At 58.9% G+C, this 20,603-nt stretch carries 18 protein-coding genes; 9 read left to right on the top strand and 9 right to left on the bottom strand.

What is annotated here, in order from left to right:
• Positions 1 to 14: 14 nt before the first annotated feature.
• Both ACRQEC_RS03980 and ACRQEC_RS03975 read left to right on the top strand, forming a co-directional pair.
• Positions 15 to 470 carry a fluoride efflux transporter FluC gene (locus tag ACRQEC_RS03980; RefSeq protein WP_435720311.1) on the top strand — a complete coding sequence of 152 codons (456 nt, stop codon included), beginning with the start codon at positions 15 to 17 and terminating at the stop codon, positions 468 to 470.
• Positions 467 to 826, top strand: coding sequence for a fluoride efflux transporter FluC (locus ACRQEC_RS03975; RefSeq protein ID WP_435720308.1), 360 nt, complete (start codon positions 467 to 469; stop codon positions 824 to 826). Before ACRQEC_RS03980 ends, ACRQEC_RS03975 begins: the two co-directional genes overlap by 4 nt.
• A gap of 43 nt (positions 827 to 869) precedes the next feature.
• On the opposite strand, the gene ACRQEC_RS03970 is transcribed toward ACRQEC_RS03975, so the two are convergent.
• Both ACRQEC_RS03970 and ACRQEC_RS03965 read right to left on the bottom strand, forming a co-directional pair.
• Complete coding sequence (locus ACRQEC_RS03970) at positions 870 to 3,254, bottom strand: ABC transporter permease family protein (protein WP_284889785.1); 2,385 nt, start codon at positions 3,252 to 3,254, stop codon at positions 870 to 872.
• Positions 3,251 to 3,919 carry an ATP-binding cassette domain-containing protein gene (locus ACRQEC_RS03965; RefSeq protein ID WP_284889786.1) on the bottom strand — a complete coding sequence of 223 codons (669 nt, stop codon included), beginning with the start codon at positions 3,917 to 3,919 and terminating at the stop codon, positions 3,251 to 3,253. The genes ACRQEC_RS03970 and ACRQEC_RS03965 overlap by 4 nt, the downstream gene beginning before the upstream one ends.
• Positions 3,920 to 4,763: 844 nt before the next feature.
• Here ACRQEC_RS03965 and ACRQEC_RS03960 point away from each other — a divergent pair.
• Together ACRQEC_RS03960 and pgm are read left to right on the top strand one after the other, a co-directional pair.
• The gene (locus ACRQEC_RS03960) at positions 4,764 to 5,960 is read left to right on the top strand and encodes a glutathione S-transferase family protein (protein WP_284889788.1); all 1,197 of its coding nucleotides are present in this window, start codon (positions 4,764 to 4,766) and stop codon (positions 5,958 to 5,960) included.
• Positions 5,957 to 7,627, top strand: coding sequence for a phosphoglucomutase (alpha-D-glucose-1,6-bisphosphate-dependent) (pgm, locus tag ACRQEC_RS03955; protein WP_284889789.1), 1,671 nt, complete (start codon positions 5,957 to 5,959; stop codon positions 7,625 to 7,627). The genes ACRQEC_RS03960 and pgm overlap by 4 nt, the downstream gene beginning before the upstream one ends.
• Before the next feature lie 738 nt (positions 7,628 to 8,365).
• On the opposite strand, the gene ACRQEC_RS03950 is transcribed toward pgm, so the two are convergent.
• Positions 8,366 to 9,136: an ImmA/IrrE family metallo-endopeptidase gene (locus ACRQEC_RS03950; protein ID WP_435733382.1), complete on the bottom strand. Its 771-nt coding sequence runs from the start codon at positions 9,134 to 9,136 to the stop codon at positions 8,366 to 8,368.
• On the bottom strand, positions 9,133 to 9,471 hold the full coding sequence (locus tag ACRQEC_RS03945) for a helix-turn-helix domain-containing protein (protein ID WP_284889791.1): 339 nt from the start codon (positions 9,469 to 9,471) through the stop codon (positions 9,133 to 9,135). Before ACRQEC_RS03945 ends, ACRQEC_RS03950 begins: the two co-directional genes overlap by 4 nt.
• A gap of 343 nt (positions 9,472 to 9,814) precedes the next feature.
• Here ACRQEC_RS03945 and gndA point away from each other — a divergent pair, with 343 nt between their 5' ends.
• The 5 genes from gndA (at position 9,815) to ACRQEC_RS03920 (ending at position 15,869) form a co-directional block, all read left to right on the top strand.
• Positions 9,815 to 11,272 carry an NADP-dependent phosphogluconate dehydrogenase gene (gene gndA, locus ACRQEC_RS03940; protein ID WP_435734853.1) on the top strand — a complete coding sequence of 486 codons (1,458 nt, stop codon included), beginning with the start codon at positions 9,815 to 9,817 and terminating at the stop codon, positions 11,270 to 11,272.
• A gap of 567 nt (positions 11,273 to 11,839) precedes the next feature.
• On the top strand, positions 11,840 to 12,892 hold the full coding sequence (locus ACRQEC_RS03935) for a siderophore ABC transporter substrate-binding protein (RefSeq protein WP_284896028.1): 1,053 nt from the start codon (positions 11,840 to 11,842) through the stop codon (positions 12,890 to 12,892).
• Between the two features lie 63 nt (positions 12,893 to 12,955).
• Positions 12,956 to 13,957: an ABC transporter permease gene (locus ACRQEC_RS03930; RefSeq protein WP_026429002.1), complete on the top strand. Its 1,002-nt coding sequence runs from the start codon at positions 12,956 to 12,958 to the stop codon at positions 13,955 to 13,957.
• A complete protein-coding gene (locus ACRQEC_RS03925) occupies positions 13,954 to 15,009 on the top strand; it encodes an iron chelate uptake ABC transporter family permease subunit (RefSeq protein ID WP_087070057.1) in 1,056 nt (351 codons plus the stop codon). The genes ACRQEC_RS03930 and ACRQEC_RS03925 overlap by 4 nt, the downstream gene beginning before the upstream one ends.
• Before the next feature lie 107 nt (positions 15,010 to 15,116).
• On the top strand, positions 15,117 to 15,869 hold the full coding sequence (locus ACRQEC_RS03920; RefSeq protein WP_026429004.1) for an iron ABC transporter ATP-binding protein: 753 nt from the start codon (positions 15,117 to 15,119) through the stop codon (positions 15,867 to 15,869).
• A gap of 201 nt (positions 15,870 to 16,070) precedes the next feature.
• On the opposite strand, the gene ACRQEC_RS03915 is transcribed toward ACRQEC_RS03920, so the two are convergent.
• From ACRQEC_RS03915 to ACRQEC_RS03895, 5 genes are read right to left on the bottom strand one after another with little or no spacing between them, the layout of a single operon-like run.
• Entirely contained in the window at positions 16,071 to 17,423 is a 1,353-nt protein-coding gene (locus tag ACRQEC_RS03915) for an MFS transporter (RefSeq protein ID WP_087071139.1), read from the bottom strand.
• Between the two features lie 29 nt (positions 17,424 to 17,452).
• Positions 17,453 to 18,400: a sugar kinase gene (locus tag ACRQEC_RS03910; protein WP_087070058.1), complete on the bottom strand. Its 948-nt coding sequence runs from the start codon at positions 18,398 to 18,400 to the stop codon at positions 17,453 to 17,455.
• Positions 18,397 to 19,065: an L-ribulose-5-phosphate 4-epimerase gene (locus ACRQEC_RS03905; protein ID WP_026429007.1), complete on the bottom strand. Its 669-nt coding sequence runs from the start codon at positions 19,063 to 19,065 to the stop codon at positions 18,397 to 18,399. Before ACRQEC_RS03905 ends, ACRQEC_RS03910 begins: the two co-directional genes overlap by 4 nt.
• An 8-nt stretch (positions 19,066 to 19,073) precedes the next feature.
• On the bottom strand, positions 19,074 to 19,958 hold the full coding sequence (locus ACRQEC_RS03900) for an L-ribulose-5-phosphate 3-epimerase (RefSeq protein WP_234984425.1): 885 nt from the start codon (positions 19,956 to 19,958) through the stop codon (positions 19,074 to 19,076).
• Positions 19,946 to 20,602, bottom strand: a complete 657-nt coding sequence (locus ACRQEC_RS03895; RefSeq protein WP_087070059.1) for a 3-dehydro-L-gulonate-6-phosphate decarboxylase — start codon at positions 20,600 to 20,602, stop codon at positions 19,946 to 19,948. Before ACRQEC_RS03895 ends, ACRQEC_RS03900 begins: the two co-directional genes overlap by 13 nt.
• Position 20,603 lies beyond the last annotated feature (1 nt).

Raw genomic sequence — 20,603 nt, 5'->3', positions numbered from 1 at the left:
CTGCAGCTAGATCTATCTCAACGTCTTCCGCGCGCCCGCTCTATCGCGACGCGACCGGGCTGCTCCTTGTTTTCCTCGGCGGCGGGGCCGGCACGGTAGCCCGCGCGCTCGTCCCGAGCGTGGCGGCGCCGATTATCGTCAATCTTGCGGGGGCTTTCCTCCTCGGCCTCATCACCGGTTTCTTCACCACGGGCGTGCACCGATGCGGGGCCCGGCTGCGCCTACTGCTCGGCACCGGTTTCTGCGGTGGTTTCACCACCTATTCGAGCTTCGTGGCGCTCAGCGCCCACCTGGCCACCAGCGAAGTACTCAGCGGGGCGCCTAGCGAGCTGGCGCGGCTGGCCGGCCTGGCTGCGGGAGGCACTCTTTTCGGTGGTTTCCTGCTGGCTTTCACCGGGATGGCCTGCGGGCGAGCGCTGGGCCAGCGCTTCCTCGCGGCGCGCCGGCGCGCGGGTGGTGATGCGGCATGACGTTCCTGCTTCTTGGTTTAGCGGGTGGGCTGGGTGCCCTGTGCCGCGGGATTCTTGATTCTTTCCTCACCGCACGTTTCAAGCCGACGTGGCCTGCCGGGATTTTCACGGTGAATGTGATCGGCTGTTTCCTCTTCGGGCTGGTGACCGGCGGCGGGGCACTTTCCACCTGGATCGGTCCGTACAGTCTCTACGTCACCACCGGTTTTTTGGGTGGTTTCACGACTTTTTCGACGGCGATGACCGACGCCCTCGGCCTCTTCGAAAAGCGCCGCTACTGGGTCTGCATCAGCCTCCTGCTCGGGAATTTCCTCCTCGGCGTCGCGGCGTTCTTCGCCGGCCTGGCGCTCGGGTAGAGCCGGGTAGAGTGAGTTCTTATGAAGCGATAGGCTAGGGAGATCACCGACGGTTCTCATTTTCTGCGAAAGGTCGAATTCCTAGTCGCAGCGCCGGAAGTACGGCAAGCAACCCCGCGAGCGTGAGCTCCCACAACCATCCATAGTCATGCGTCACCGGAGAATATGTGAAGGGCAGGCGGTCCATTGCGGCCAGCCGTCCAAGAACAGCCCCGGAGCCGAGGCTGAGCACGTAGCTGGTGATCAACGGGGCCACCAAACGCCAACGAGCGCGATTCCCTCCACCGCCCAGCTCAATGAGCCGACGTTCCGTCGTTTGCTCAGAGACAACGGCCGTCACTGTTGCTAGCAGAACGATGGGGGCCACCAACAGGGCCAGCAGCTGGCGTACTACCGCCTGCGCCTTCAATTGCCGTATTCCTGGTTCATCTGGATCAACAAGGAACGCGAAAGGCGCTTCTAATAAAACTGTGGAACGGATACCGTCGCGGACTTCATCAGAAAGGCTTCCGAAGCCAAAAATAATGACCGTATAAGAATATGGTTCCCCCACACCTAACTGCGTGAGTAGCGGAGAATCGGGTGCGAGAATCAAACCGCTGAGCACGTTATTTTCCAGGCGATCATCCGCGATGAGCCCATCAGCCGTAAAAGTCCCGGTTACCTGCCCGTCAGAGAGCGCGATTCCGAGTAGCGTCGTCGCCCCACTTTCGGAAACGAAAGAAGCCGGAGCGTGGTTAACGTACCCGCGGTCAAGAAGCCCACCCGAAGCGACCATGACCAGATCCAGCGCCACGGTAGGGCAATCACCAAGATCAGATGCGCTTTTAATGCACGGAGCTCCCGCAGAATCCACAATTCTATACATCCGGTCGTGTGTTGCTACGTCACCGAAAATAGCGGTGCGCTCCGAGATTTCTGGGTAACGTTGCATCAGATTATCGACTGCGTTTTTATTAGCACCCGTGATGGAGAGATAACTTGTTTCGCCGCTCACCTGACGGCTAGTCCAGTTACTCAGCACCGCCACACTACTCGCGTAGAGGGAACCGTAATAGGAAAGAACAAAAACCACAGCCATACCCAATAACGCCATTTTCTGCATCCGCTGTGCCAAGCGCGCGGTAACAGGGTAACGCCGGCTTCCAGGCTGAAGTGCGTAGGCGAGACTCGGAATGCTCAAAGCACCCGCAATCATCGCCGCGTAGTGCCCGTAAGGGAAGATATACAGTTGCCGTGCTGCAACGAAAGCTACGGTGAGCACCGTGCCGATAATCCCAATCCCCAATAACAGCCGCCGTGAAAATATCTCACCGTGCAGTTTGCTGCGGTGCCGGTGTGCCTCGAAGAAAACCGTCGCACCAGCGGCGAGCACACCACCGATAAGCATGAGAAGAAGCACCGCTACCGCTGTTGAGTTAATGGCTCCCCATTCCGGTTCTTCCCAGCGCTGTTCGACATACTCTCCGAGGACCCCAGCAAAGCTCACGTGTACAGCGGCAGCACTACCCCACCCGAGAATTCCTCCGGCCAGGGCGGTCACGGTGGCGGATGCACACGTTGTTGCGGAAGCCTTCCACCGGGTATCACCCAGAGAAAGGAGGATCCGGTAGATCTCACGCCTTCGCGACCGGCCCGATCCGTAGAGAGCCACAATCACCACGCTGAGCATCACTAAGCCCATAAACCATGCCAGCTGTGGCGGGATAGTCTGATTGCTGAGTGTGTATGCGCCCATTCGTGCCGACGTTACCGCGGCCGTCGTCGCCTGCCCACCACCGCGGGTAAGCTCAACTTCAATCGGCGCCAACGATTCATTGGTAAGCCACACATCGGCTTGACCAAGTACATCAGAGTTATCCGTCAATGCGACGGCGCTTAGCTCCCGAATGGAGGCGGGGTTTTCCGTCACGCCACTCACCCGGAATTCCGTATCGGTTCCGGTATTCTCCCCTTCTGTGGCCTGAGTATCGACGACTTCAAGAACGTCACCCACACTCAGATGCAGTTGCCGTGCAGCTTCCACGCTGATGGAGATGTCCCCCGGTCGCACCGGATAACTTCCCTGGCGCAATACTCCGATGTTCGCGGGACCGCTGGTCATAGTCACATCAGCAACCGTGGCGCTTTGAGTTTGTGTAGAGAGAAGATTCGCCCGGGTTCGGGAAAGGGCCACCGCGCGACCGCTGCTTCCAAGCTTTTCCATATAGCTTTGCACTGCGGCATTTCCCGTCACTTGCTGGAAATACGAGCCAAACGAAGCCGTAGCACCACGTTCCACCGCACGCCCATGTGCGGATACGCAGGCAGCCACCGTGGCCGCTAGCGCTACGGCAATAAGCGCCAGGACTGCGGTTCGCAAGGTAGCGAAAGAACGTTGCCCCGCCATTTTTAGGATGAGGAGGACGCGCTGTTTGCCCATGATCATGACTCCAGAATCAGCTGATGCTCACTGATGCGAACAATGGCATCGGCATGAGCAGCGAACTGGCTATCGTGAGTACCCGCAATAACAATAAGGCCCTCTTCGTGAGCCAGGTCAGCGAGTAAAAGAGCTATATGTTCAGTGTTGTCACGGTCGAGCGCCCCGGTGGGTTCATCCGCAAGGAGGATTCGCGCCGAGCCCATTAATGCTCGTGCGATAGCGACTCGTTGCTGTTCACCACCCGAGAGTAAATCAACGTTCCTATACGCATGCTCCATTAGCCCCACGCGGTCTAAAAGCTCAAGCGCACGTTTTTTATCTTCTTTACCTGAGCGGCCCGTGGTGATCTCAGCCGCTAGAAGAAGGTTGTCGAGGGGTGATAAAAACGGAATGAGAAGATAGTCCTGGAAAATCCGGCACATGACTGAAGCACGCAATTCACGCGGTGGAATGCTGGTAAGGTCTTTGCCTGCGATGACTATTTTTCCCGCATCTGGTTCTAACTCGCGGGCAAGAATGCGGAAGAGCGTTGTTTTGCCGGAACCGGAAGGGCCCATGAGCGCATAAAAACACCCCGGCGAAAAGCTCGCCGCGGCACCCGAAAAAATAATGCGTTGTTCCTGCTGGGCTTTATATGCGAAATCAAGCCCGATCACGTCTACCGCCATTGCCGCAAGCCCCTTTACTTAGTTTAGTTATGAAGAGAGATGAGGGGGAACAGTCCCCCTCACCCCCCCCCTTATTGATATTATCTACCGCCGCCCATAATCGATTCGGGCATCCCGCGGCCAGCCCATGCGCATTGAAGCAGACCAGGCACCCGTCCGGTAAGTCTTGTTCAGCTTAGTGAACCATGCTGAATGGAAATCCGGGAATGACGCCAAATCCAAGGTCACCCTTGCTTTGGTATCCGAATTGAGCGACGAGCAACTTCCCTCAGCCCACGTAGCACCAACGTCGCTTTGAAGCCACGCGCTACAGTTACCGCCCAATGCTTGCGCGTCCCCAACGGTGAGTGACAATGCACCTGCTGCAGCGAGCGCACCCAACGCTACGCTAGCAATTGTCTTACGCATAGTTCCTGTTGCAATTGACATCTTTCCTCCTTGAAATAGTCATTGGAGCCTTACGGCATGCACCACTTCATTCGCGCGGCACATTACTATTCATTATACATAAAATATGCTTTCAGTCACAGTTGCGCTCACCCGTACCGCATCTGCAACACAGACACGCACCTTAGGAAAACATGCCCCCATCTCCGCCGCCGCAGCAGACCACCTAGACGAAGAGGTTCGTGAAGCGAACAATCCGGACAGAACTCTCAACGAAATGCGCATAAGACACATAAAATCGCCCCGAAGCGGCACTCTCCCGCGCACTCCGTTTCCTAACCAACTCAAGACCTGGCCCCCACCCACCCAATCTGATATATTCTTCAACGATCAGGGGGTATCAGCGACCGATGCCCCGATCAACACCCCATACTCATCAACGCGCAGGGAGGCGAATATGACCATCGGAGCAACATTTACACGCCGCGGCGAAGGCTACAGCCGCGACGCTCGTTATATCACCACGCGCGTGAGCCGCGACAGTGCCAGCTTCCCCGTGGAGCCTGGGCGTTACCGTCTCATCGCGGCGCGCGCCTGCCCGTGGGCGAATCGCACGCTGATTGTGCGCCGCTTGCTCGGGCTGGAAAATGCTATATCACTGGGCATACCCGGCCCTACCCACGATGAGCGGTCCTGGATTTTTGACCGTGATGCGGGCGGGGTGGATCCGGTGCTCGGGATCCATTTCCTGCGGGATGCCTACCTGGCCCGCGACCCGAATTTCTCCTTGGGAATTACGGTTCCAGCCCTGGTGGATCTTGCTAGCGGCGCCGTCGCCACAAATGATTTTGCGCAGATGACGCTCGATTTTTCTACCGAGTGGCGCGATTTTCACCGCGAAGGCGCCCCGGATCTTTACCCCGCGGAACTGCGCCAGCCCATGGACGCACTCATGCGCTATGTCTACACCGAGATTAATAACGGCGTCTACCGCTGCGGTTTCGCCGGCAGCCAGGAATCCTATAACCGCGCCTACCTGCGCCTTTTCACCGCGCTGCGCAATATTTCCGAGCTGCTGGAGGGCCGCCGTTACCTCATGGGTGACCACATCACCGAAGCGGATGTGCGCCTCTTTACCACGCTGGTACGTTTCGATGCCGTCTACCACGGGCATTTTAAATGCAATGAAAAGAAACTGACCGAGATGCCGGTGCTCTGGGCCTACGCGCGCGATCTTTTCCAGACCCCCGGTTTCGGGGACACCGTGGATTTTGAGCACATCACCTCGCATTATTACCGGGTTCATCTGGACGTAAACCCCAACCAGATCGTGCCGCTGGGCCCGGATACCTCCGGGTGGCTCAGCCCGCACGGCCGCGAAGCCCTGGGTGGTGCGCCTTTCGGCGGGCCGGCCACCCGCGGGGAACGCTCCACCGCACCCGGGCCGGTTGCTCCCGGCGAGGAAGTTCCACTGGCCGCACGCGCCGGGCACTGGGGGAATATCCGCGAAGAACTCGCTAGCGCCACAGAAGCCGCGCACAGCCGTGCGCAGGGCACCGAACACAGCCGTACGCACGGCAGGAACGACGATGTTATCCACCCGCGGAACAAGTCCCGCGATTGGAGCGCAATTCGTGGGATACTCAATGTATGAACGAACGCGCAGGAACCCCGGCCCGCCCCGAAGATCTCATCAATGTTGATGAGCTGGTGGCGGCATATTACGATATCGAACCCGATCCGACTAACCCCCTCCAGCAGGTGGTTTTCGGAACTTCCGGCCATCGCGGCTCCGCTTTCGATGGCGCCTTTAATGAAGCCCATATCGCGGCAACCACGCAGGCGATCGTGGACTACCGCACTAAGCAAGGCTATGACGGCCCCATTTTCGTGGGCCGTGATACCCACGGGCTGTCCCTCCCGGCGGAAAAAACCGCTATCGAGGTGCTGGTAGCCAACGGCGCTGATGTGCGGGTGGATGCTCGCGGCTCGTGGACTCCCACCCCGGCGGTCTCGCTGGCCATCCTGGAGGCGAACGGCGCTCCGCACGCGCTGCGCCTGGACGGCCCGGGCCTGGCGGACGGCATCGTTATTACGCCGTCCCACAACCCGCCGCGCGATGGCGGTTTCAAGTACAACCCGCCCAATGGCGGCCCGGCGGATACCGATGCCACGAAGTGGATCGCGGCGCGGGCCAATGAGCTCATCGCCGCGGGGTGGAAGAACATCGCCCGCGTGCCCTATGAGGATGCGGTCGCGAAGGTGGGCACCTACGATTTCCGCGATGCGTATGTCACCGCGCTGGATACGATCATTGATTTCGAGGCGATCCGCAAGGCGGGCGTGCGCATTGGCGCGGACCCGATGGGCGGCGCTTCGGCCGAATACTGGCAGGAAATCGCGGACCGCTACGGTATTAACCTGACCGTGGTCAATCCCGAGGTGGACCCGGCCTGGCCTTTCATGACTCTGGATTGGGACGGCAAGATCCGCATGGATTGCTCCTCGCCCTACGCGATGGCGGGCCTGCTCCACCGCATGGAACCGGATGCGAGCGGCCGCGCCCCGTACGACCTCGCCACCGGGAACGACGCCGATTCCGACCGGCACGGCATCGTCACCCCGGATGCCGGCCTCATGAACCCCAACCACTACCTCGCGGTGGCCATCGAATACCTCTTCACCCACCGCCCGCAGTGGTCCGAGCGGGTGAACGTCGGGAAAACCCTAGTGTCCTCCTCGCTTATCGACCGGGTGGTGGCCGGCATTGGCCGCACTCTCGTGGAGGTCCCGGTGGGCTTCAAGTGGTTCGTATCCGGCCTGGTGAGCGGCGAGATCGGCTTCGGCGGGGAAGAATCCGCCGGCGCTTCCTTCCTCCGCAAGGACGGTTCGGTGTGGACCACGGATAAGGACGGGCTTGTGCTTGATCTGCTCGCGGCGGAAATCACCGCGGTGACCGGCAAGTCCCCCTCCCAGCTCCACGATGAGCAGGTGGAACGCTACGGCTCCTCGGCTTACGCCCGGATCGACGCCCCTGCCACGAAGGAAGAAAAAGCCAAGCTCGGCAAGCTTTCCCCGGCGGACGTCACGGCCACGGAACTGGCCGGCGAGCCGATTACCGCGAAGCTGGTGGAAGCACCCGGGAACCACGCGGCGATTGGCGGCCTCAAGGTCACCACGGAAAACGCGTGGTTCGCGGCCCGGCCTTCCGGTACGGAGGATGTCTACAAGATTTACGCCGAATCTTTCCGCGGCCCGGAGCACCTCGCCCAGGTTCAGGAAGAGGCACGCGCCGTGGTTGCGGCCGCGTTGGGTAACTAAATAAGTAGGTCACTACATAGGAACGTCACTACATAGGAACGACGACGACGCGGGGCGGGTGGCTGTGCCACCCGCCCCGTCATCTTCGGCGATATCCCTAGTCCTTAAATAGTTGATGGCTTTGCTATGGGCAAACATCCAGATCCTAAAACCAACGGGGAACAGGCTCAATCTCTTCCATTCGCGCTAGTGCTTCGCCCGGGGTTATACCGCTGCTGAACCAAGAAGTATCCGCAGCATTGACAACGTCCCTCACACACGAAGCGAAAATTGAGCCGGTTTCCGCACTCGGGCGTGGCAAATATGTTTTCGCCACGGAAACAAGTTGGCGGCCGTATCTATCGTCGATAACAACAACCACAAGGTCCCCCTGCCGCGCGGCGTAAAGAGCGTGGCTTGCGGTGAGAAATTCTCCGAGGTTGTTTCCATCCTCAAGAATTTTAGCTGGAGGTCTACCGTCGAGACGATTGCGGCGACAAATGTCAGTAATGGCCCGATTCATCGCCGGAGACAAAAGTACTGAATCCGATAGAACCGTCAGACTCCCTCGGAGTTCCCGCCAACAGGCATCCGCGAGTGTCCGAGCGAACTTCGGGCGTGCCATCACCCGCACAAGTTCTTTCTCGACCTGCTCGCAAACCGCTAGGATCGCACCCTTTTTCTTGGCCCAAGAAGTGAGGATGCCATGCTCCCCGGAGGCCAAGAAATGCAAAAGGGAGCAGGTGTCGAAGAGGATAATCACATCAAACCAGAGATGTCGTCGTTAGATATATCTGGGACGTGGTGCACAACCGAAGGTGGAGGACCTAAAGCGCTCACATCCACTCCTAGAATCTCAGCTACCACTTCAGCGGTAACTTTTCCTTGCGCGAACGCCTCCTTAGCTTTTTCTTGTAAATACACCGGAGGTCTTTGCGAAGATTGAGAAACAGAAGCCTCCCGGGCAAGACACTGACTTATCCACCCGTATTCTTCCGCAAGCTTCCTCGTGGAATACTGCCTGAGCTCACTGAGTTCCTTCGAACCAATCAGCCCAGCGTTAGACATCTGGAAGGCAGCAATTTGAGACGAGACACCGTAGTCCCGCACAAGGCTATTGAGCCACGCCTTCTTCGGATATCCGGACTGCTGAGCGCAGATTGTTTCGGTGGCAGATAACGGTAAAAGCAAGTGGCGAGCAAAGGCATGGGCGCGAGTTTCCGACGACCCCGAATAGCCATGATTCTTTGCACTAGTGAGATCTTCTTGAAAGACAAAATGCCCTATTTCATGAGCAACTGTCGAACGAAACCTCGCGTAAGGCAGAGCGCTATTAACAACAAAAACAAAAGAGTCGTTTTCTTCGTCCCTCGCCGTGAGACCGTGCTCGTCACCGCCTACGGCGATACACAAAACATCCACGTGGAGGAGTTTCGGCAACTCAAGAATGTCGCTAATCGGATCAGTGCCCAAACCGAATTTTTCCCGGAGACGGAGCGCCGCGCCACTCCCATCAGTTTCGGCACTCATGGTGCTGTCACCATACGCAAAGCAGCGAAGTAATCGAAAGCCGCATCACGCATCTTTTTCATGGCGCCGTCTTTTTCGCCCGGGCGCGCAGCAAAAGTAATATCGTCCTGGATCAGTGTTCGGCCAAAAATAGCCTCAACCCCTACGCCCAGCGCAGCCGCTAGGAGCAAAACATCCGCCCCGTTTACGTCTCCCATGCCTGCCTCAAGCCTGGTGAGCACAGGCAGAGCAACGCCGCTTTTACCGCTTAAGTCTTCACAGCTAAGCCCCTGGTGGGCACGGTATTTTTTAACCTGCTGACCTACCGCCAGGGCATATTCGTTTACCTGTTCCATCGCGCGGCTCCTCGTTGGATGGTGGTTCTTCACCTCACAGTATTGCAGAAACGTGACGCCGTAGGAATAACGCGCAGCACACTTCTTACGACGACGCGGGGCGGGTGGCGCAGCCCCACCAGCAGCCGCGGCAGAGGTGGCGGGAGCGGCAGTGGCGGCGTCGTCGTTCTTCCCACTCTCGGCACCGGAGCCCGGCACCGTGGCGGTGGCCCGGGCGTCAAGTCGGCACGCACACCACGGAAGCGAACGGAACACGCATCCACGATCTGCGCGCGGGACTCTAGAATAGATCCGTTAGAAACCTCAATCAGGCGTTCTGAGAAGTCGTAGAAGAAGGAGCCGCATGTCTATTCCCACCCCGCCCGTTGGCGTTGCAGATATCGGAGTGACCGGGATGGCGGTGATGGGCTCGAACCTGGCCCGCAACCTCGCCAGCCGCGGCTACAAAGTTGCTATCCACAATCGCACCGCCGCGAAAACCGAGCGGGTGATGGCCGAGCACGGCAGCGAAGGGGAGTTCTACCCGAGCGAATCCATGGCGGATTTTGTGGCCTCGCTGGCCCGCCCGCGGGTGGCCATTATTATGGTCAAGGCCGGCAAGCCCACCGATGCGGTGATTGAGGAACTCGCCGATCTCATGGAGCCGGGCGATATTATCGTGGATTGCGGGAATTCACTCTTCACCGATACCGTGCGCCGCGAAGCGGAGATTTCCGCGCGCGGGCTGCATTTTGTGGGCACCGGGGTCTCCGGCGGTGAAGAGGGCGCGCTCAAGGGCCCCTCGATTATGCCCGGCGGCACCCGCGAATCCTATGATCGCCTGGGCCCCATGTTCGAGGCGATTGCCGCGCGCAAGAACGGCGAACCGTGCTGCACCTACGTGGGCCCCAACGGCGCCGGCCATTTCGTAAAAATGGTGCATAACGGTATCGAATATGCGGATATGCAGCTCATCGCGGAAGCTTATGACCTGATGCGCACCGCCCTGGGCATGAGCGCCGCGGAGATTGGCGACGTTTTCGAGCGCTGGAATTCCACCGAACTGGACTCCTACCTCATTGAGATCACCGCCGAGGTGCTGCGCCAGCGCGATGCCACCACCGGCACCGCGCTCGTGGATGTGATTGCGGACGCCGCCGCCCAGAAGGGCACCGGGGCCTGGACCGTGCAAAACGCCGCTGCTTTCGGGGTGCCCGCCACCGGGATCGCCGAAGCAACCTTCGCGCGCAGCCTGTCCGGGGACGCCGCCGAACGCGCCGCCGGCCGCGCCCTGCCCGGGCACACCACCGAGGTCACGGTGGAGGATCGCGAGCGCTTCATCGAGGATATTCGCCTGGCCCTCTACGCCTCCAAGATGGTGGCCTACTCCCAAGGTTTCGAGCTCATCCGCAAGGGTTCCCTGGAGAATTCCTGGGGCATTGACCTGGGCGCGATGGCGCGGATTTGGCGCGCGGGCTGCATTATCCGCGCGGCTTTCCTGGACCGCATCACCGAGGCCTACACCCGCCAGCCCGATCTCCCGCTCCTCCTGGCCGACCCCTATTTCAGCTCCGAGATTTCCGGGGCGGTTGAGGCCTGGCGCCGGATTGTGGTATTCGCCGCGCAGCGCGGGGTGCCGATCCCGGCCTTCGCGTCCTCGCTGGCCTACTACGACGGCGTGCGCGCCGAACGCCTCCCGGCCAATCTCATTCAGGCCCAGCGCGATTATTTCGGGGCGCATACCTATCGCCGCCTCGATACCGAGGGCGTGTTCCACACCGTGTGGCAGGATCCGGCTCGCCCGGAAGAGCGCTGGGACTAGGCCAGCTGGGCTAAGTAGCTGCGTTTAAGAACGCCAGGGCCGGGCGTGCTGGGGCCAATCAACGTTTGTTGAGTTATCCACAGATGTGACATATCCCGGGGCGCCGTTCCCGCCGCACTAACCTTCGGTAGCGTAACCTTGAAGAGTAGTACCGCGGGCGCGGGCCTCCCGAATTCTCACCGGGGTGCATAACTATCCCTCGCCAGTGGCTATACACCACAGCGACTGCACCTCGGTGGCAAGATCCGTTCCACATCTTGCTGCCGAGGTGCTTCTACCCCGCCTCGGTCCGCGGGAACGTTACGTAGCACGACGACGACGCCGCGCTACCGCGCGGCCTGCCGGCCCGAGGTCCTAGCGGGCCAGCACCGCGACCACCCCGAAACCCTGTTCCGTGACAGTGTCTCCAAAAGATGCCATATTAGTTAAGGTCTATACACAGCGCGGAACTGGCATAATGCCGCATTATGCACATAGCCTTGAATTATGGTGTCCCGTATAAGTACACTCATGGATGGGTTAGGACTTCCTTCCCTAACAATTTTTTACTCTACGCAAAGGTAAACGATGAAGAAGACAGTTCGCGGCTTTTTCGCGCTTGTGGCTGCCGGCACCCTCGCTCTGGGCGCTTGCTCCAATGACTCGGCCAAGGATACCTCCTCCCCTTCGGCCGCCGCTTCAGAACCCGCCGCTGAGGCCACCTCGGAAGCCCCCAGCAGCGTTTCGATTACGGATTCGCACGGCACCCACGAAGTTCCGGTCAATCCGGAGCGCGTGGTTTCCCTGGATAACCGCACTTTCGAAACCCTGCATGAATGGGGCGTCAAGCTCCTCGCGGCCCCCAAGGATGTGATGCCGAAGGACGATCCGTACGTCAAGGATGACTCGGTCGTGAATATCGGCAACCACCGCGAACCGAATTTCGAGGCGATTACCGCGGCCAACCCGGATCTGGTTATTGTGGGCCAGCGCTTCGCCCAGCATTATGACAAGATCAAGGCTGCCGCTCCGAACGCCGCGATTATCGATATGAATATCGTGCTACCCAAGGAAGAACAGGATGCGGACGCCAATAAGTCCGGCGAACTGCTCATGGACGGCATGAAGAAGGACGTTGAGGATCTGGGCAAGATCTTCGGCAAGGAAAAGGAAGCCGCCAAGCTCAACGCGGACTTGGATGCCGCGATTGCCGCCGCGCGCGATGCCTACCCGGCCGGCCAGAAGGTGCTGTCCATCAACACCAACGGTGGCAAGATGGGTTACCTCGCCCCGGGCGTGGGCCGTACCCTCGGGCCGCTCTACCCGCTCCTCAACCTCACCCCGGCCTTCGATCTGGGTGAAGGAACCTCGAACCACAAGGGTGACGAAGTTTCCGACGAAGCTCTGGCGCAGGCCAACCCCGAGTGGATCCTCATTATGGACCGCGATGCCGGCGTGGGCGAAGGCAACGAAGCTCACGGTGCTGATCTGGTAACCAACTCCCCCGCCATGGCCAATGTGCCGGCGGTGCAGAAGAAGCAGATCCTGACCATGCCCGCGGATACCTACGTCAATGAAGGTCCGCAAACCTACATCGAATTCCTCAACGACCTGGCTAAGGCCTTCAAGGCCGCCAAGTAGCTCAGGCTAGAGGCTAACCAACCTGCGGGGGCCGGGAACCCGCCCCCCGCAGCATGTACGCCCATGACAACACCACCGCAGAGTTCTCTTTCCTCACGCAGACCTACCGCGAGCAGGCTGCTGCGCGCCCTGCCCCTGACCCTCGGCATTATTATTCTGGCCGGCCTGGTCTACCTATCCATGACCACCGGCACCTACAATATCGCCGAGCACGAAGGTGGCGAATTCATGTACTTCGCCACCCGCATCCCCCGCACCGCCTCCCTGGTGCTGGCCGGCGCCGCCATGGCCATGTGCGGGCTGGTTATGCAGCTGCTGACCCAAAATAAATTCGTGGAACCCACCACCACGGGCACCACCGAATGGGCCGGCCTCGGGCTGCTCGTCGTAATGTTCCTGGTCCCGCATACCTCGCTTATCGAGCAGATGCTGGCCGCCATCCTTTTCGCTTTTATCGGCACCATTATTTTCTTCCTGGTGCTGCGCCGGGTCACGCTGCGCTCCTCGGTGATTGTGCCGATTGTGGGGATTATGCTCGGCGCGGTTGTCAGCGCCATTTCCACGTTCTTCGCCCTCAAAACTGACACCCTGCAAACCCTAGGGGTGTGGTTCCAGGGCAGTTTCGCTAATGTGGTGGCCGGGCGCTACGAACCGCTGTGGATCGTTCTTATCGCCACGGTGCTTATTTTCATCCTGGCCGACCGCCTCACGGTGGCGGGCCTGGGTGAGGATGTGGCCACCGGCCTGGGCGTGAATTACAACCTCATCGTGCTGCTCGGCACCGGGGTGATCGCCCTGACCACCGGCGTGGTCACCGTGGTGATCGGCCGCATTCCCTTCCTCGGGCTCATCGTCCCCAATATTATTTCGCTGCTGCGCGGGGATGATCTGCGCTCCAACCTCCCCTGGGTGTGCGTTTTCGGGGCCGGGATCCTCACGGTCTGCGACCTGGTATCCCGCACCCTCATCGCTCCCTTTGAAATCCCGGTGTCACTGATCCTCGGCACCCTGGGAGCGGCCGTGTTCATCTTCCTTATTCTGCGGCAGCGCCGGAGGCTCTCATGAGCGTCGTCGTACCACAATCTCCCGAAAAATCTTGTGCCACGGGCGCAGCTCCCCGCCACGCGGGTGCCTTCGCGACCCCGCGGGCGCGGCGGCGCTACTGGCTGCTGCTCATCGGCATCGCGCTACTCGGCGTGGCTTTCACCGCGCTCTATTTTGTGTGGAATATTCCGGTGGCGGTGGGAAGCGAGGGCTTCTGGATTATTACCCGGATGCGAGCCGAGGCGGTGTTTTCGATTCTGCTGGTGGCCTTTTGCCAGTCGCTAGCCACCCTCGCGTTCCAGACGGTGACCACCAACCGGATTCTTACGCCGTCGATTATGGGTTTCGAGTCGCTGTATTCGGTGATTCACACCTCCACGATTTTCTTCTTCGGGGTGGCCGGATTCGTGGCTTTCACCGGGGTGCGGGCCTTCCTCATCCAGGTGGCGATTATGGTGGCGTGTGCGCTGGCGCTGTACGGCTGGCTGCTGCGCGGTAAGCTCGGCAGCCTGCATATTATGCTGCTTATCGGCATTATTATCGGCACTGGCTTGGGCTCACTGTCCGCGTTTATGCAGCGTATGCTCACGCCCTCCGAATTTGATGTGCTGTCCGCGCGCATGTTCGGCACCATCGCGAATGCGCGTTCGGATGTGTTCGTGGCGGCGCTGCCGCTAGCGCTCGGGGCGGGCCTGGCGCTCCTCCTCATTTCGCGTTCCCTCAACGCGATTGCGCTGGGGCGCGATGTGGCGGTGTCGCTGGGCGTCAATCACCTGCGGATGCTGCTCATTTCGCTCACACTTATCGCGGTGCTGGTCTCGGTGTCCACGGCGCTGGTGGGGCCGATGACGTTCTTCGGTTTCCTCGTGGCAACCCTCACCTACCAGGCGGCGGATACCTACGATCACCGTTTCCTCTTCCCCATGGCCGCCGTGATTGGTTACGCGGTGCTCATGGGTGGCTTCTTCGTGATGAAAAATATTTTCTCGGCGGAAGGCGTGGTCTCCATCATTATTGAGCTGGTGGGCGGCCTGACGTTCCTCGTCGTCGTATTGAGAAAGGGGCGGTTGTAATGCGCCACCGCAAGAAAACAGCAGGCACGCATCTTGAGGTTCCCGCGCCGGTGCCGCCGGTGGTCTCCCCGCATCTGCGTGCGGCCGATCTGAGCTGCGCCGATCCGATGATCCGTATGGAGGGCACCCGCCGCGATTACAGTTCGGAGGTGCGGATCGGCCCGGTCACCTTGGATATTCCGCACGGCGGGGTGACGGCCCTGGTGGGTCCGAATGGTGCGGGCAAGTCCACGCTACTCACGATGATTGGGCGGCTTATGCGTATGGACGCGGGCGCGATTGCGGTGGCGGGTCTTGATGTGACGACGACGAAATCCGCCGATCTTGCCAAGATTCTCGCGATTCTGCGCCAGGAAAATCACTTCGTTACCCGCCTGACGGTGCGTCAGCTGGTCGGCTTCGGGCGTTTCCCGTATTCGAATGGGCGCCTGACCGCCGAGGATGAGAAGATCATTTCCCGCTATATTGATTTCCTTGGGCTGACCGAGCTGGAAGGGCGCTACCTGGATGAGCTCTCCGGTGGGCAGCGCCAGCGCGCCTACGTGGCGATGGTCCTCACCCAGGAAACCGATTGCGTGCTGCTGGACGAGCCGCTCAATAACTTGGATATTTCGCATTCGGTGCAGATGATGCGCCACCTGCGCCAGGCCGCGGACGAGCTTCACCGCACCATCGTGCTGGTTATCCACGATATTAATTTCGCGGCACGCTACTCGGATCGCATTATTGCCATGCGCGAAGGCGTGGTCATGGATGCCGGCACCCCGGCGGATATTATGACCCCGGAGCGCCTCTCCGCGATTTTCGACGCGGAGATCGACGTGATCCCCGGCCCCTGCGGCCCGGTCGCGATTTATTAGCCTGAGGCGTGCGTGCTGGGCGCAATGAGAATTGCACGGCCCAGCACGGAGATTATTTTCATTCATGTAGGCCCTGCGTTGACCCTGATACAGAACCTCCCGAGGAGTGAACCTGGTTAATGACAAATTAGCCAGTTCATTCCTCGGGAGGACTTTGATGAAACACAAGGCTACACCATCACGGATGGCGACATAAGAAAACTAGACTTCTTCTAATTGCAAAGCCTTAGTTTCTTTCGCGAACATATAGATGCCCGCGCCGATGAAGAGCAATACCGCGAAGATGACGAAGGGCACCAGAACCACTTCCGGGGTCGGTTTACCTCCTCCGATCATCGCTCCCACCATGTAGGGACCGAATATCTTTGCCGTGGCACCTATCCCGTACCCCAGGCCGAGCCCGGTGGAGCGAGCCTCGTTGGGGAATTGCTCGGCACCGAAGGCGTTCAAGATACCGAAGGCGCCGTCACCAAAGGCCATGGCAATGAGGATGCCGATGAAGAAGATAATCCCGGCTGAGTATCCATCCATTTGGCTGGCAAAGGCCGCAATTAGGCAGCCGATACCGCCAAGGACGCCCCAGATCAGCATGGTTGTGCGCCGCCCGATGCGGTCAGAAATCCACGCTGAGCCCAAGCGTCCGAGCAGATCTGCCAGGGAAACACCCATGAACATGTAGACCACCGTGGAGATATCGAACTTGAAGGATTCGCCGAGGATGGCCTGTCCCCAGGACTGAATGGTGAAGGAACCTAAGATGAAACAGAAGGAGCCAAAGGTAACAATCGCCAACGCTTTGGGATACTTGGTGAAAATAACTCCGTATGATGCCGCTTGCTTTTGTTCATAAACAGGAAGCTCACCCACTTCTTCAACGGGAATCTGGAGTGCCCAGGCATAGGCCTTGCGTGCATCTTCCACCCGACCGCGCGACACCAGGTAGCGCGGCGACTCCGGGACGAAGAAGGCCCACGCCACGAGAACAACGGGTACACACCCCAGGGCAATGAGTCCTTTCCATCCCAAGGGTTCACCGAGGAACTTTGTTGCCAAGGACCCTAAGAAAATACCCAGAGGAATGAAAACCGAGGTCAGACCAGAGAGTAAGCCACGCTGTTTCGCGGGAACGAATTCCTGGACATAGGGGATAGAAGTGATGTTCAGACCCCCAACCCCGATGCACACACCAACGCGGTAGAGAGCCAGTAACAGCCATTGACCGGGCGTGATGGTCAGACACAGAGCCGTGAATACCACCAAAACCACGATGCAACTAATGAAAGCGGTTTTACGTCCGAAGCTGTCGGCGAGGCGGCCCCACATAATCGCTCCGACTACGGTACCCACGCCGGAAGCCGCTCCGATGATGCCGGCTTGCATTCCGGTGAGTTCCCAGCCTGGAGTTTTCATCAACAGGGCGATGACGAAGCCAATGAGGAACAAATCGAAGAACTCCGAAATGTTACCCACCACGGTCATGCCGATCAAACTGCGCTGGTTGCGGGTTAGCGGACGGGAGTCAACTTGCTGCATTGCAGTTACAGAACTACTCATCATTAATTCTCCTTTACACGTCGCCACTTCTAGCGCAAGATGTCAGAGTTGTCGGCAGTTTCCAGTTCGCCGTGGCTGATACGGGTTAAGTCACCGTGATGTGTTAGCGCGATCTTCGCGGTTCGCATCCCAATCCGTACCCCGGCATCGAGATCGCCATTGAGATAGCCATACAAGGTACCGCCTACGAAGGAATCTCCGGCCCCGGGCCGATCCATCACGGGCACACGTTCCACGTCGTAGACCTTCTCGCCTTCAGCGGTAGAAGAATAGGTGCCGTCCAGTTGATCCGTGGAAACAACCACCGGAACCTCGAGGAATTCGCGCAGGTCGTGGCAAACTTGCGGGCCGCTACCCTTGAGCCCGAAAACCGAGCCAGCATCCCTGCGGGAACAGAACACGATGGAAGACTTCCGGGCAATCGGTTCTAGCACCTTACGTGCCTGGGCGCCGTCCCACAGGAGGGATCTGTAGTTGACGTCAAGCGCTACTTTGATTTTCCGCTCATGGGCCTGATCAACGAAGTAGGTCAATACCTTAGCGGTTTTTTCCGTCAAAGCAGCAGTGATACCGGTGACGAACACCATCTTGGTATCTAGCATGTCATCCCAGTTGACATCGTCGATGTCAATGTCCCGAAATGGGGTGTGTAAACGGTCATAGGTGACCTTGCCGGGTAGCGGCATCTCGCCTGGTTCAAGGAAATAGAGTGCCACCCGCCCTTCTTTCCGCATCACTACGTTAGACAGGTCGATCCCGGCCGAACGGAATTCCGAGAGAACCCTTTCGGAAAGGCCGCTTTCGGGCAGTACCGTACACCAAGCCGTTTTCTTGCCTAGCTGGGCCAGTAATCCGGCAACATTCGCTTCAGAACACGCGGCGGTCATCTTTAATCCCCGGGAGGAAACGAGGTGTTCTCCTTTGGGGCAGGTCAGCCGAATCTGACCTTCACCAATGGTGGTTAATTCGTACTTCATTGTCGAACTCCTAAACTTGCATTCATAGTGCCGTACCGATTTTGGTAACGATCATGATTGGCTAATACTTCCTCAGCTGGCAGATCCTCAATCTGCCCGAGGCCGGTGGCGATCGCGACGGTGCGAGCCACATCCTCTACCATCACAGCAGCTTGTAGCGCCTTGGCAATAGACGAACCAATAGTGAACACGCCATGCTGCTTCATCAATATGGCAGGGGAATCCCCGATGGAACGGATGACCTCCGCTCCGATTTCATCGCTGCCGATTCTGGCATACCCTCCACAAGGAATAGGGCCGCCGAATTCATCCGCGATGGCTGTTAGGCAACAGGGGATGGGTTTCCCTACCGCCGCAAATGCGGTGGCGTAGCGGGAATGAGTATGAATGACCGATTTGACATCCTTTTTGTGTTGGTAGATATAGAGATGTGAGCTCGTATCCGAGGACGGTCCGTGTTCCCCTTCCACTACCCGGCCGTCGGGAGCCACGACCACCATGTCCTTGGGTGTCATGTCTTCGTAGCGCATCCCCGAGGGTTTAATGACGATGTAGCCGGTTTCCTCGTCAATGGCGGAAAGGTTCCCGCCTGTCCAGGCAACCAATCCGTGACGTGGTAGTTCTAAGTTGCCGGCACACACTTCTTCGCGTAATTGCTCGAGCATAGTTACGGTTACGTCCTTTCTGGGGGAATGACGATAATGTTTGATTGCCTCAGGAGCACCTCAAGATATTCGCGTGCGGCGATGCACTTCGCGATTGAGTCCGGAGCGTCGTCGTTCCACATTTCGAGCATGATTCTGCCACTCCAGTTCTGACGCGCGAGTTCTCGGAAGGCTGCCGGGAAATCGACACATCCCTCGCCCAGCGGTATCCGTCGAGGTTGTCCGGGAAGTACGTCTTTGACGTGCAAAGCGACCATGCGCCCTTCCCCCGCTGCCAATTCGCTGGTTGCATCCCCGCCGTGTTCGGCAATGTTGCCGATATCGGGGTAGATGCGCAGCCAGGGCGAGGGCAGCTGCTCGAGAACTTTGACCACGTCAGGTATAGCTGCGAGGTCGTTCCCATCCACATTTTCGATAGCGAGGATAATGCCGCGTTGTTCCGCGTAGGGTAAGGCGAGGGCAAGAGTTTCCAGGTAGCGTTGCGCCGCATCGGGGTCGTGAGGTTCGTAGTAGGCGTAGTAACCCGCCACTTGCACGACCGGAATACCCATGTCCACACAGAAATCAATCGCTTTCCGGTACAGTTCAAGGGCTCGCTGGCGCATCTGCGGGTCTTGTGAACCAGGCATGACTGCCCGATGCGCCGAAAGACAGATGCCCCCTAAACGGATATGGGCCTGCCTTGCTGCTTCCCGCACGTTCTGCCGTTGGCGGTAATCCCACTCGAGGCGCTTCATGCGCTCGACGCTTTCATCGATGGAAAGATCCACGAAGGAAAACCCAGCTTCCCTGGCGTTGCGGAAAAATACACCCCAGTCATCTGTGCTAGGCAAGGCTTTTTCGTAGATTCCCAGGGTGACAGTGGATTCTTTTCGCTGCGTCACGCGTTCCACACCTGCCTTATCTTGGTTTGCAGGGCGGTGGCGGCCGCCAGGGGATCTTCGGCCTGGGTGATAGTGCGACCCGCGATGATGATATCCGGGTATTGCCCCGAGAATGCGTCGAGGTCAGCCACGCTCATCCCTCCGGTGATAGTTACCGTGAAACCGAGTTCCTTCAACTGCGCGATGCGTTCGAAGTCATGAGGTCCCCAGGTGAGTTTCCCCGCGGCTTCCAAGTCACGCGAGCGCTTCACGATGGCGTGTTTCACCCCAATATCCGCCCACTTCCGGGCTTTTTCCAGGGTGTAGTGTTCCTCAGCCAGTTCCACTTGCACCTCGCCGTGGAAACCTTCGGCTACCTTGACCACCTGTTCAATAGTGGTCAGCGATGCACCCGCCACGCAGGACACCCACGACGCTCCCGCCTCGAAGCAATTCCGGGCAATGAGGGAACCCGCTTCCGCGATGCGTACATCGGCCAGAATCGGTTTTTCGGGAAACAAAGCGCGGATTTCTCGCACTGCCCGTAGGCCTTCATTGATAATCAAGATGGTGCCGCACTCGATAATGTCAATCTGGGAGTGCGCTTTTTGCAGGGGCGCCAGCGCGTCTTCCATAGTTAAGGTATCGAGGGCAATTTGCAGTTGTGGCCGCATC

This window comes from Actinotignum saccati, from assembly GCF_051265055.1.
Lineage (GTDB): Bacteria > Actinomycetota > Actinomycetes > Actinomycetales > Actinomycetaceae > Actinotignum.
Note: the sequence above shows the minus strand (reverse complement) of the source record. Positions and strands in the feature narration are given on the sequence as shown.